Annotated in this window: 8 protein-coding genes, 4 tRNA genes and 3 rRNA genes; 14 read left to right on the forward strand and 1 reads right to left on the reverse strand. The window is 46.5% G+C overall.

Going from position 1 to position 13,110, the window contains the following annotated elements; translation table 11 throughout:
• The first annotated feature begins 121 nt into the window (after positions 1 to 121).
• Positions 122 to 997: a DMT family transporter gene (locus MHI23_RS02955; protein WP_024425435.1), complete on the forward strand. Its 876-nt coding sequence runs from the start codon at positions 122 to 124 to the stop codon at positions 995 to 997.
• Positions 998 to 1,072: 75 nt separating this feature from the next.
• Positions 1,073 to 2,092, forward strand: coding sequence for a S66 peptidase family protein (locus MHI23_RS02960; RefSeq protein ID WP_342492274.1), 1,020 nt, complete (start codon positions 1,073 to 1,075; stop codon positions 2,090 to 2,092).
• Positions 2,093 to 2,127: 35 nt separating this feature from the next.
• On the opposite strand, the gene gltP is transcribed toward MHI23_RS02960, so the two are convergent.
• Entirely contained in the window at positions 2,128 to 3,378 is a 1,251-nt protein-coding gene (gene gltP, locus MHI23_RS02965) for a glutamate-aspartate/proton symporter GltP (RefSeq protein ID WP_056768426.1), read from the reverse strand.
• 369 nt (positions 3,379 to 3,747) lie between these two features.
• On the opposite strand from gltP, the gene MHI23_RS02970 reads away from it, so the two are divergent.
• The 12 genes from MHI23_RS02970 to tsaD all read left to right on the forward strand — a co-directional run bounded on the left by MHI23_RS02970 (position 3,748) and on the right by tsaD (position 12,987).
• Positions 3,748 to 3,824 (forward strand) — tRNA-Arg (locus tag MHI23_RS02970).
• Between the two features lie 11 nt (positions 3,825 to 3,835).
• Positions 3,836 to 3,909: transfer RNA gene (locus MHI23_RS02975), tRNA-Gly, on the forward strand.
• Between the two features lie 177 nt (positions 3,910 to 4,086).
• Positions 4,087 to 5,635, forward strand: a 16S ribosomal RNA gene (locus tag MHI23_RS02980).
• Between the two features lie 182 nt (positions 5,636 to 5,817).
• Positions 5,818 to 8,748: ribosomal RNA gene (locus MHI23_RS02985) — 23S ribosomal RNA — on the forward strand.
• A 61-nt stretch (positions 8,749 to 8,809) separates the two neighbouring features.
• A 5S ribosomal RNA gene (gene rrf, locus MHI23_RS02990) occupies positions 8,810 to 8,925 on the forward strand.
• The 16S, 23S and 5S rRNA genes sit together here with 4 tRNA genes alongside, the layout of an rRNA operon.
• A gap of 18 nt (positions 8,926 to 8,943) precedes the next feature.
• Positions 8,944 to 9,020, forward strand: a tRNA-Met gene (locus tag MHI23_RS02995).
• Between the two features lie 4 nt (positions 9,021 to 9,024).
• Positions 9,025 to 9,101: transfer RNA gene (locus MHI23_RS03000), tRNA-Asp, on the forward strand.
• 273 nt (positions 9,102 to 9,374) lie between these two features.
• Complete coding sequence (gene thiL, locus MHI23_RS03005; RefSeq protein WP_212052884.1) at positions 9,375 to 10,352, forward strand: thiamine-phosphate kinase; 978 nt, start codon at positions 9,375 to 9,377, stop codon at positions 10,350 to 10,352.
• Between the two features lie 13 nt (positions 10,353 to 10,365).
• On the forward strand, positions 10,366 to 10,842 hold the full coding sequence (tsaE, locus tag MHI23_RS03010) for a tRNA (adenosine(37)-N6)-threonylcarbamoyltransferase complex ATPase subunit type 1 TsaE (RefSeq protein ID WP_044335667.1): 477 nt from the start codon (positions 10,366 to 10,368) through the stop codon (positions 10,840 to 10,842).
• Complete coding sequence (gene tsaB, locus MHI23_RS03015) at positions 10,823 to 11,512, forward strand: tRNA (adenosine(37)-N6)-threonylcarbamoyltransferase complex dimerization subunit type 1 TsaB (RefSeq protein ID WP_025092761.1); 690 nt, start codon at positions 10,823 to 10,825, stop codon at positions 11,510 to 11,512. The genes tsaE and tsaB overlap by 20 nt, the downstream gene beginning before the upstream one ends.
• Before the next feature lie 25 nt (positions 11,513 to 11,537).
• Positions 11,538 to 11,966 carry a ribosomal protein S18-alanine N-acetyltransferase gene (gene rimI / locus MHI23_RS03020; protein WP_024424460.1) on the forward strand — a complete coding sequence of 143 codons (429 nt, stop codon included), beginning with the start codon at positions 11,538 to 11,540 and terminating at the stop codon, positions 11,964 to 11,966.
• Positions 11,959 to 12,987 carry a tRNA (adenosine(37)-N6)-threonylcarbamoyltransferase complex transferase subunit TsaD gene (gene tsaD / locus MHI23_RS03025; RefSeq protein ID WP_280149856.1) on the forward strand — a complete coding sequence of 343 codons (1,029 nt, stop codon included), beginning with the start codon at positions 11,959 to 11,961 and terminating at the stop codon, positions 12,985 to 12,987. The genes rimI and tsaD overlap by 8 nt, the downstream gene beginning before the upstream one ends.
• Positions 12,988 to 13,110 lie beyond the last annotated feature (123 nt).

A 13,110-nucleotide genomic window follows, 5' to 3' on the forward strand; every position in this document is an offset into this window, starting at 1 on the left:
ACGACAATGCTATGGAAGCCTTTATTTGAACATGATGTACCAAACACCCTCCGTCCATAACGGAGAGTGATCTCCGTTTGTGGATATGGCGATCAATATATCCAGTAACGGAGGGGAAAAGATGAAGGAAAAATATATAGGCGCCCTTTACCTAGCAATCGCTGCAAGTATTTGGGGCGGCATGTACGTTGTTGTCAAAGTAACAGTAGCGGTGGTTCCGCCGCTTGAGCTTGTATGGATGAGATATGCTGTAGCAGGAATCGTGCTGGTGTGCACCATTTGGCGCTTGGGCTATTCCTTTCGATTAGATAAAAAAGATATCCCGCTTGTTGTCATGATCGGATTGATCGGAAATTTCCTATCAATTGTGACCCAAGAAATTGGCACCATGTATACGTCGGCACAAATGGGGGCTGTGATCACATCTGCGACCCCTGCTTTTATGGTGCTGTTTGCTTTCTTTCTATTAAAAGAAGCCATGACTGTTCGAAAGTGCGCATCCATCCTGCTTGCTACAGCAGGTGTATGGCTCATGATTGGACCAGTCGCAGTGCACTCAGATGAATTTGTTGGCGGTCTTTCATTAGTTTTCGCTGCTTTAACTTGGGCACTGATGTCTGTTTTGCTGAAACGAGTTCCAGGAAAATACCCTCAAGTCGTGACGACCACATATGCGATCATCATTGCATTCATTGTCTTAACACCAGCTGTTTTATTTCGCTTACCTCATCTAGATGTGGAGCAGATGGCAAGGCCAGAGATTTGGGGCGGCATTCTCTATCTAGGCATCATCTCAACAGCTTTAGCATTCTTTTTGTGGAATAGAGGGCTTCAATTGATGGATGCCTCGAGCGGCGGTCTGTTCTTTTTCTTTCAACCGATCGTAGGGGCAGCTCTCGGCTGGCTGCTTTTAGGTGAAGAGATGGGGATACGCTCATTCATTGGGATTCTATGTATCTTTGCAGGAGTCTATACTGTACTGCGTCAAAAGGAATAAGAAGAGATGTCCCTTATAAAAGGGGCATTTTCTTTAAAATGGACAGGGAAGAGAGTAGAGGTTGGGGGAAGCAGAATGATACAATTTCCGCATTTGCAAAAAGGACAAACAATTGGCGTTACAGCACCTTCCTCAGGTGTACGGCCATCTTTGCATGACATGTTTCAGCTTTCATGTGAACGAATGAAACATAGAGGATACGATGTCATATGTGGAGAGACGGTCTGGCAGCAGGAAAAGGCAAAATCTGCGCCTGCGATAGAACGAGCAAACGAACTTCAGTACATGATGACATGTGAGGAGATTGATCACATCATCCCGCCATGGGGAGGACAGCTGCTTATGGAAGTGTTAGAGCACCTTGATTTCTCATCGATGAAAAAAAAGTGGATTCTTGGTTACTCAGATACGAGTGCACTTCTGCTGGCGTTGACATTAAAAACAGGCATTGCCACAGCGCATGGACCGAACTTAGTCGATCTTCAGGGAGAAGACCTTGATCAAACGACTGTTATGTGGGAAGAAGTACTTTCAACAAAAGAAGAAATGGACATAAGCCAGTTTTCTTCATCTATGTATCAAAAGGAATGGCAGCGTGACGATCCGATTAAACATGTCTTTCATTTAACAGAACCTACCGCATGGCATACGGTTGATCAACAAGAAAAGATGGTAAAGGGCAGACTGCTGGGTGGCTGCATTGATGTCATACGTCATTTAGCAGGGACACCTTGTGGGGACGTCAAAACTTTTCAGAAAACATTCATAAAAGATGAACCGATTCTCTGGTATTTCGAAAACTGCGAATTAAATGCTGCAAGCGTGAAGAGATCGCTTGTTCAATTAAAACTAGCAGGTTGGTTTGATCACTGTTCAGGTATCATGTTTGGGCGTAGTGCAGTAAATGTGCCTGTTGAAGGGTATCAGTATCAGGATGTATATGAAGAATTACAAAAGGAATTACAAATCCCCATTTTTTACGACATAGATTGTGGGCATGTCCCGCCGCAAATGACGCTGATTAATGGGGCATATGCAGAAGTACAGCTGCATCCTCAAGGAAAAGCCGTACTAAAGCAAACATTTTTAGCATAAAAAAGGAAAGGGCGAACCCTTTCCTTCATATAACATTACATCCCTTTTGTTTCTTCACCTGCTTTTGGAACTTCCCACGCCGACTCACGGAATACTTTTTCCCATTTAGATACGACAATACATGCAACGGCATGCCCTGGAACATTCACGCCTGTTCGTGCCATATCCATAATTCGGTCAACACCGGCTATGATGGCAACGCCTTCTGCGGGAAGACCGACTGCATGAGCGGTTGCCAAAAGAACAACGAGTGAACCGGATGGCACAGCTGCAATACCTTTACTCGTTAACACAAGAACAAGCATCATTAAAAGCTGCTGTGACAGACTCATGTCGACACCAAACGCTTGTGCAAGAAATACGCAGGCAACCGATAAATATAAACTTGATCCGTCACAATTGAGAGAAAGACCAGATGGAATCACAAAGGAAACGATTCTTTTTGGACACCCGTATTTCTCCATTCGTTCCATCAATTGAGGAAGGACAGTTTCAGTACTCGTAGTAGAGAAGGCAACAAGGAACAAATCCCAAATCATTTTTAATACTTCGAAGTAGTTAAAACGGAAGATCAGTGCGACCAGAGGGAATAAAGCAAAGAGAATAATGAATAATCCTAAAAATACTGTTCCGACAAGCTTCATCATTGGGATTAATAAAACAATGCCATATTGGCCGACAGAAGCAGCCATTAATGCAAGAACCCCAATAGGTGCTGTCACCATCACCATCTGTGTGAGCTTAAACATAATTTGTGCCACTGATTCAAAGAAGGCGAGAACAGGAGCAGAGGCTTTACCGATTCCGCTTGCCGCTACACCAAATAAGATGGCGAAGAAAATGACAGCAAGTAAATCATTCTGAGCCATAACATCGACGATATTGGTTGGAATGATATCTAATACCATTTGTTTAAAGTCAACGACCTTCTCCGTATAACCATCTAATTCCCCAATATCTTTCTTAGCTAATTTAGAGAAATCGAGGCCAACGCCAGGCTTTAGCCCATTTGCCAATAATAGCCCGATCCCAAGAACAATGGTTGTGATGACCTCAAACCAAATGATCGTCTTTAATCCAAGGCTGCCCATTTTCTTCATGCCGCCGCTGCCGGCTGCACCAATAACAATGGTAGAGAACACGATTGGAACAACGATCATTTTAATCAGCCTGATGAATCCATCTCCAATTGGCCTGAGGGCCATTCCGAAGTCAGGGAAGAAATGGCCGATAAGAGCTCCTATCACCAAAGCGATCATGATTTGAAAAGCGATAAACTTTTTCATCATCTCCTACCTCCTTTAAATGCTTGGAAAAATATTAAGAATTTTCCAATAAATAAAAATTCTATGTGGCCATGTTTTGTCCTCCTTTGTATTTAGAAAGATTTTATTTAAGAATCATTGGAATTATGAAGAAAGAGGAGAAAATAGGGCTATTACATGTCTATTGATCTAAGAAAAAATCAATTTTAAAAAACATGAAACTTTTTTAGAAAAATGTATTGACCCTTTTATATGATTCATGGTATATTTTTATTCGTCGCTGATGACGTATTTGAAACAGAGACGTTCACACACATGCGGCAAACAAATTTTAAAAAGATGTTGACTTAAGAAAAACGATATGTTAAGATAATTAAGTCGCCTGATTAAGCGCCCGTAGCTCAATTGGATAGAGCGTTTGACTACGGATCAAAAGGTTAGGGGTTCGACTCCTCTCGGGCGCGCCAATACAAACCACGCGGGTGTAGTTTAGTGGTAAAACCTCAGCCTTCCAAGCTGATGTCGTGAGTTCGATTCTCATCACCCGCTCCATTTTTGAACATGATCTTTGAAAACTAAACAAGACAAAACGTACCTGTTAATTCGATTTTTTATAAAAAAATCCTATGATACTTCATAGGTAGTCAGTCAAACTGGCGAGGCAGGAAGTGATCACATGCTAAGTTCGCTACATCGTGTAGCAACGCATGTGTGATATGCATCCTGCATACCTCGGAGAGTTTGATCCTGGCTCAGGACGAACGCTGGCGGCGTGCCTAATACATGCAAGTCGAGCGGACAGAAGGGAGCTTGCTCCCGGATGTTAGCGGCGGACGGGTGAGTAACACGTGGGTAACCTGCCTGTAAGACTGGGATAACTCCGGGAAACCGGAGCTAATACCGGATAGTTCCTTGAACCGCATGGTTCAAGGATGAAAGACGGTTTCGGCTGTCACTTACAGATGGACCCGCGGCGCATTAGCTAGTTGGTGGGGTAATGGCTCACCAAGGCGACGATGCGTAGCCGACCTGAGAGGGTGATCGGCCACACTGGGACTGAGACACGGCCCAGACTCCTACGGGAGGCAGCAGTAGGGAATCTTCCGCAATGGACGAAAGTCTGACGGAGCAACGCCGCGTGAGTGATGAAGGTTTTCGGATCGTAAAGCTCTGTTGTTAGGGAAGAACAAGTGCGAGAGTAACTGCTCGCACCTTGACGGTACCTAACCAGAAAGCCACGGCTAACTACGTGCCAGCAGCCGCGGTAATACGTAGGTGGCAAGCGTTGTCCGGAATTATTGGGCGTAAAGGGCTCGCAGGCGGTTTCTTAAGTCTGATGTGAAAGCCCCCGGCTCAACCGGGGAGGGTCATTGGAAACTGGGAAACTTGAGTGCAGAAGAGGAGAGTGGAATTCCACGTGTAGCGGTGAAATGCGTAGAGATGTGGAGGAACACCAGTGGCGAAGGCGACTCTCTGGTCTGTAACTGACGCTGAGGAGCGAAAGCGTGGGGAGCGAACAGGATTAGATACCCTGGTAGTCCACGCCGTAAACGATGAGTGCTAAGTGTTAGGGGGTTTCCGCCCCTTAGTGCTGCAGCTAACGCATTAAGCACTCCGCCTGGGGAGTACGGTCGCAAGACTGAAACTCAAAGGAATTGACGGGGGCCCGCACAAGCGGTGGAGCATGTGGTTTAATTCGAAGCAACGCGAAGAACCTTACCAGGTCTTGACATCCTCTGACAACCCTAGAGATAGGGCTTTCCCTTCGGGGACAGAGTGACAGGTGGTGCATGGTTGTCGTCAGCTCGTGTCGTGAGATGTTGGGTTAAGTCCCGCAACGAGCGCAACCCTTGATCTTAGTTGCCAGCATTCAGTTGGGCACTCTAAGGTGACTGCCGGTGACAAACCGGAGGAAGGTGGGGATGACGTCAAATCATCATGCCCCTTATGACCTGGGCTACACACGTGCTACAATGGACAGAACAAAGGGCTGCAAGACCGCAAGGTTTAGCCAATCCCATAAATCTGTTCTCAGTTCGGATCGCAGTCTGCAACTCGACTGCGTGAAGCTGGAATCGCTAGTAATCGCGGATCAGCATGCCGCGGTGAATACGTTCCCGGGCCTTGTACACACCGCCCGTCACACCACGAGAGTTTGCAACACCCGAAGTCGGTGAGGTAACCTTTATGGAGCCAGCCGCCGAAGGTGGGGCAGATGATTGGGGTGAAGTCGTAACAAGGTAGCCGTATCGGAAGGTGCGGCTGGATCACCTCCTTTCTAAGGATATATGGAGCAGCGTACGTTTTCGTCTTGTTTAGTTTTGAAGGATCATTCCTTCAAAACATGTCTCTAGCGAGACAGGATTGTTCTTTGAAAACTAGATAACAATAAGTAATACATTCACATTGAATGCAATGCAAAGTTCATCACACATAGTGATTCTTTCTAAAGTAAGAAATGGTTAAGTTAGAAAGGGCGCACGGTGGATGCCTTGGCACTAGGAGCCGATGAAGGACGGGACGAACACCGATATGCTTCGGGGAGCTGTAAGCAAGCTTTGATCCGGAGATTTCCGAATGGGGAAACCCACTGCTCGTAATGGAGTAGTATCCATACTTGAATACATAGAGTATGAGAAGGCATACCCGGGGAACTGAAACATCTAAGTACCCGGAGGAAGAGAAAGCAAATGCGATTCCCTGAGTAGCGGCGAGCGAAACGGGAACAGCCCAAACCAAGAGGCTTGCCTCTTGGGGTTGTAGGACACTCTATACGGAGTTACAAAGGAACGATATAAGCGAAGAGGTCTGGAAAGGCCCGCCAAAGAAGGTAACAGCCCTGTAACTGAAATGTTGTTCTCTCCAGAGTGGATCCTGAGTACGGCGGAACACGTGAAATTCCGTCGGAATCCGGGAGGACCATCTCCCAAGGCTAAATACTCCCTAGTGACCGATAGTGAACCAGTACCGTGAGGGAAAGGTGAAAAGCACCCCGGAAGGGGAGTGAAATAGATCCTGAAACCGTGTGCCTACAAGTAGTCAGAGCCCGTTAACGGGTGATGGCGTGCCTTTTGTAGAATGAACCGGCGAGTTACGATCCCGTGCAAGGTTAAGCAGAAGATGCGGAGCCGCAGCGAAAGCGAGTCTGAATAGGGCGCATGAGTACGTGGTCGTAGACCCGAAACCAGGTGATCTACCCATGTCCAGGGTGAAGTTCAGGTAACACTGAATGGAGGCCCGAACCCACGCACGTTGAAAAGTGCGGGGATGAGGTGTGGGTAGGGGTGAAATGCCAATCGAACCTGGAGATAGCTGGTTCTCTCCGAAATAGCTTTAGGGCTAGCCTCAAGGTAAGAGTCTCGGAGGTAGAGCACTGATTGGACTAGGGGCCCCTACCGGGTTACCGAATTCAGTCAAACTCCGAATGCCGATGACTTATCCTTGGGAGTCAGACTGCGAGTGATAAGATCCGTAGTCGAAAGGGAAACAGCCCAGACCGCCAGCTAAGGTCCCAAAGTATACGTTAAGTGGAAAAGGATGTGGAGTTGCTTAGACAACCAGGATGTTGGCTTAGAAGCAGCCACCATTTAAAGAGTGCGTAATAGCTCACTGGTCGAGTGACTCTGCGCCGAAAATGTACCGGGGCTAAACGTATCACCGAAGCTGCGGACTGTTCTTACGAACAGTGGTAGGAGAGCGTTCTAAGGGCTGTGAAGCCAGACCGGAAGGACTGGTGGAGCGCTTAGAAGTGAGAATGCCGGTATGAGTAGCGAAAGACGGGTGAGAATCCCGTCCACCGAATGCCTAAGGTTTCCTGAGGAAGGCTCGTCCGCTCAGGGTTAGTCGGGACCTAAGCCGAGGCCGAAAGGCGTAGGCGATGGACAACAGGTTGATATTCCTGTACCACCTCCTCACCATTTGAGCAATGGGGGGACGCAGGAGGATAGGGTAAGCGCGGTATTGGATATCCGCGTCCAAGCAGTTAGGCTGGGAAATAGGCAAATCCGTTTCCCATAAAGGCTGAGCTGTGATGGCGAGCGAAATTTAGTAGCGAAGTTCCTGATTCCACACTGCCAAGAAAAGCCTCTAGCGAGGTGAGAGGTGCCCGTACCGCAAACCGACACAGGTAGGCGAGGAGAGAATCCTAAGGTGATCGAGAGAACTCTCGTTAAGGAACTCGGCAAAATGACCCCGTAACTTCGGGAGAAGGGGTGCTTCTTAGGGTGTTAAAGCCCCGAGAAGCCGCAGTGAATAGGCCCAGGCGACTGTTTAGCAAAAACACAGGTCTCTGCGAAGCCGTAAGGCGAAGTATAGGGGCTGACGCCTGCCCGGTGCTGGAAGGTTAAGAGGAGCGCTTAGCGTAAGCGAAGGTGCGAATTGAAGCCCCAGTAAACGGCGGCCGTAACTATAACGGTCCTAAGGTAGCGAAATTCCTTGTCGGGTAAGTTCCGACCCGCACGAAAGGCGCAACGATCTGGGCACTGTCTCAACGAGAGACTCGGTGAAATTATAGTACCTGTGAAGATGCAGGTTACCCGCGACAGGACGGAAAGACCCCGTGGAGCTTTACTGCAGCCTGATATTGAATGTTGGTACAGCTTGTACAGGATAGGTAGGAGCCTTGGAAACCGGAGCGCTAGCTTCGGTGGAGGCATCGGTGGGATACTACCCTGGCTGTATTGACCTTCTAACCCGCTGCCCTTATCGGGCAGGGAGACAGTGTCAGGTGGGCAGTTTGACTGGGGCGGTCGCCTCCTAAAATGTAACGGAGGCGCCCAAAGGTTCCCTCAGAATGGTTGGAAATCATTCGCAGAGTGTAAAGGCACAAGGGAGCTTGACTGCGAGACCTACAAGTCGAGCAGGGACGAAAGTCGGGCTTAGTGATCCGGTGGTTCCGCATGGAAGGGCCATCGCTCAACGGATAAAAGCTACCCCGGGGATAACAGGCTTATCTCCCCCAAGAGTCCACATCGACGGGGAGGTTTGGCACCTCGATGTCGGCTCATCGCATCCTGGGGCTGTAGTCGGTCCCAAGGGTTGGGCTGTTCGCCCATTAAAGCGGTACGCGAGCTGGGTTCAGAACGTCGTGAGACAGTTCGGTCCCTATCCGTCGCGGGCGCAGGAAATTTGAGAGGAGCTGTCCTTAGTACGAGAGGACCGGGATGGACGCACCGCTGGTGTACCAGTTGTTCTGCCAAGGGCATCGCTGGGTAGCTATGTGCGGACGGGATAAGTGCTGAAAGCATCTAAGCATGAAGCCCCCCTCAAGATGAGATTTCCCATTCCGCAAGGAAGTAAGATCCCTGAAAGATGATCAGGTTGATAGGTCTGAGGTGGAAGCGTGGTGACACGTGGAGCTGACAGATACTAATAGATCGAGGACTTAACCTATATTCTAATGTGAAGCATGAACATTGTTATCTAGTTTTGAGAGAACATTCTCTCCATCAGGTTTGGTGGCGATAGCGAAGAGGTCACACCCGTTCCCATACCGAACACGGAAGTTAAGCTCTTCAGCGCCGATGGTAGTTGGGGGTTTCCCCCTGTGAGAGTAGGACGCCGCCAAGCTTGTTATATTTATATCATCGCGGGGTGGAGCAGTTCGGTAGCTCGTCGGGCTCATAACCCGAAGGTCGCAGGTTCAAATCCTGCCCCCGCAACCAAAATGGTCCGGTAGTTCAGTTGGTTAGAATGCCTGCCTGTCACGCAGGAGGTCGCGGGTTCGAGTCCCGTCCGGACCGCCATTTTTATGACTTGTAAACGAAAACGTATAGTTTCGTTTTTTTTTATGTCTTTTTCTTTCTAGAAGTACCCAAGATGCAATGAAATGATATGTGTTTGGCTACACTATAAGAAAGAAAAGATAGATTATTTCAACTCAGCCTGGTTTTTTCACACCAGGCTTTCTTTATATCATTTTTAGTTGGAACTGAGACTTATATTCGCTACACTAATACTAACTGTGTTTGACCTCATGTCTACTTAACCAATTGATTGCAAGAAGGGGCTGTCTTTTTATGGATGAATTTGATCTTATTCGCCGAATCACACCTAAAGATACATATCAGCGCTCTTTGATCATGGGCATCGGTGATGATGCAAGTGTTTATCAACCTCATTCACATTGTGAAGAGGTCGTTTGTGTTGATACAATGGTGGAGCATGTTCATTTTCGTTTTGACTTTTCAACACCATTTGAAGTTGGCTTTAAAGCACTGGCAGTCAATGTCAGTGACATCGCTGCAATGGGAGGGACCCCAAAATATTATCTTGTTTCAATTGCGATCCCGCCTCATGGTGATGAGACAATTGTTACGGAGCTTTACGAGGGAATGAAAGCGTTGGCTGACTCTTATCATATGGATTTGATTGGTGGAGATACAGTGGCCACCCGCAGTGACTTTGTCATTACCGTGACGGTCATTGGTGAGGTTTCAAAGGGAAAAGCTTGTTATCGTCACAGTGCTCAGACTGGAGACATTGTCTTTGTCACAGGTGAACTTGGTTCATCAGCTGCTGGGTTATCAATCTTAATGAACGAAGCAGCCCCTTCTAAGGCGGTCGATGCTGATTTTTTTCTTAAGCGTCATAAAATGCCTCAGCCTCATATTGCTGCTGGACACATTTGTTCAAGTTTCCCGCGTGTTACCTTGAATGATGTGAGTGATGGATTAGCGAGTGAGTTGAATGAGATAGCCGAAGCGAGCTGTGTGATGATCGAGATAGAAGCTGATAAGCTTCCAATTCATCCAGATTTACAGGTGCTGCGCAAAGACTGGCTTGAATGGGTGTTGTTTGGGGGAGAAGATTTTGTTTTAACTGGTACGATACCAGAATGTGATTGGGAAAGCTTTGAATCGCAATGTCAAAAAGAAGGCATTCAGATCACACGTATTGGACAAGTCAAAGATGATCAAGCAGCCAGTGTTATGTTAAAAGACAATGATCAACAAACAATGTTAATGAAAAAAGGATATAATCATTTTAAGAAATGAGGTGACATCAACGGTGAAATTAACATGGACGACAAAAGGTGCGGATGAGACGAAACGAATTGCCGCTGCATTGGCCAAACTTGTGATGCCAGGCGATGTATTGACATTAGAAGGAGATTTAGGTGCAGGTAAAACCACTTTTTCAAAAGGTTTTGCGGAAGGCTTAGGAATTACCCGTATCGTCAACAGCCCCACCTTTACAATTATTAAAGAATATACCGATGGCAGACTGCCACTTTATCATATGGACGTGTACCGCATGGAAGATGCAGAAGAAGAGATCGGCCTCGAAGAATATTTTGAGGGTGAAGGTGTATGCTTGGTTGAATGGGCACATCTTATTGAACCTCAATTGCCTTCTTCCTATTTAAAAATTGAAATGTTGAGAACAGAACGTGAAGAAGAACGGCATCTCACGTTTGATGCAAAAGGGGAGCGTTATGAGACCCTTTGTAAGGAGATGAAAGAATTTGACCATACTGGCCATTGATACATCAAACCATACACTAGGAATTGCTCTTGTAAGAGACTTCACTGTGATTGGGGAGAGCATTACGTATTTAAAAAAGAACCATTCCGTCCGAGCGATGCCTACTGTTGAAGCATTGATGAAAGAATGTGGTGTATCACCAAGCGAACTAAGCAAAATCGTTGTAGCAAAAGGACCTGGTTCTTACACTGGCGTCAGAATCGGTGTTACCATCGCAAAAACACTTGCGTGGACGCTGTCTATCCCGATATCAGCTGTTTCGAGTTTAGAAACACTTGCGGCAAATGGCCAATATTTTGATGGATATATCTCACCTTTATTTGATGCGAGAAGAGGCCAAGTTTATACCGGACTATATATGTTTGAAAAGGGTAAGATCAAAGAGGTAGAACCAGATCAAAATATCCTGCTCACGGATTGGCTTCATGAACTGAAGCAGACAGGAAAGCCTGTTCTATTTCTTGGACAAGATGTGCATCTTCATGAAGAGAGCATTCGCTCCATTTTAGGAGAAACGGCTGTACTGGCAGAGGGGACATTCCATAACCCAAGACCTTCAGTGCTTGCATTTTTAGGCGCAGATCGTCCTGCTGAAGATGTCCATCAGCTTGTTCCTAACTATATTCGTTTGGCAGAAGCGGAAGTGAAATGGCTTGAAGGACAAAAATAATCTTCACATAGCAGAGATACGACAAATGACAGTAGCGGATATTCCAGAGGTGTATACGATTGAAGTGCATTCGTTTACAGCGCCTTGGAAAAAGGAATCGTTTGTGTATGAGATTCTTCATAACCAATACAGCCATTATTTCCTCATTGAAGAAGATAAGCAGCCTGTTGGGTATTGCGGGGTCTGGATTGTCATGGACGATGCACAAATTACGAACATTGCGATTCTCCCTGAGCATAGAGGAAAAGGCTACGGGGAAGCATTGCTTCGATATGTCATGGAATTTTGCAAAGAAAAAAAGACAGATCATCTTTCTTTAGAGGTGCGGGTTTCGAATACACCAGCACAATCCCTCTATGAAAAGCTCGGTTTCAGACCAGCTTCTATTCGAAAGAATTATTATACGGATAATGGAGAAGATGCATTAGTCATGTGGGTGAATATAAATGAGTGAACAAACAGATCGATTCATATTAGGTATAGAAACAAGCTGCGATGAAACAGCTGCGTCCATTGTCAAAAATGGAAAGGAAATCGTGGCGAATGTGGTCGCCTCGCAAATAGACAGTCATAAACGATTTGGCGGAGTTGTACCCGAAATTGCTTCAAGGCATCACGTGGAGCAAGTCACCATCGTATTAGAAGAAGTGATGGCACAGGCGGGTATGAGCTTTAAGGATTTAGATGCGATTGCTGTCACAGAAGGACCTGGCCTCGTCGGTGCCTTGCTGATTGGTGTCAATGCAGCAAAGGCACTGAGCTTTGCCCATCAAATTCCTCTTGTTGGTGTTCATCATATTGCAGGGCATATTTATGCAAACCAGCTTGTTGATGAATTGGAGTTCCCATGTTTAGCTCTTGTTGTCTCCGGCGGACATACTGAGCTTGTTTTAATGAAGGAACATGGATCTTTTGAGGTCATCGGAGAAACTTTAGATGATGCAGCTGGAGAAGCGTACGATAAAGTGGCCCGGACGATGGGTCTCCCGTACCCAGGCGGACCTCACATTGATCGGTTAGCGCATGGAGGGGAGCCGACAATTAAGCTTCCTCGTGCATGGCTTGAAGAAGGATCGTATCACTTTAGCTTTAGTGGTTTAAAATCAGCTGTGATCAACACGTTACACAATGCGTCACAAAAGGGAGAAACGATTGCCTCAGAGAATTTGGCCGCAAGTTTTCAAGCAAGCGTCATTGAAGTGCTTGTTGGGAAAACATTGAAAGCAGCTGAAGCCTATGGTGTGAAGCAGGTCGTTCTAGCTGGAGGAGTCGCTGCCAATAAAGGACTAAGAAAAGCTTTAACCTCAACATTTACGAAGCTGCCAGAAGTGAAAGTCATTATTCCGCCATTATCTCTTTGCACAGACAATGCAGCCATGATCGCTGCCGCTGGAACCATTGCGTTTGAAAAAGGAATCAGAGGCGATATGGCGATGAATGGCCAGCCAGGGCTGCCGCTAGTCTCATATGAATAAAAACTCCTGTGGATGACAGGGGTTTTTATTTTTTATGAAAGCGATTTATTCACATGTAAACGTTATATATCCACAATTGTTAGAAAATTTTGTTTTAAAATGAAGAGGGTGTGTATAAACACG

This window comes from Bacillus sp. FSL M7-0003, assembly GCF_038628485.1.
Classification (GTDB): domain Bacteria; phylum Bacillota; class Bacilli; order Bacillales; family Bacillaceae; genus Bacillus; species Bacillus safensis.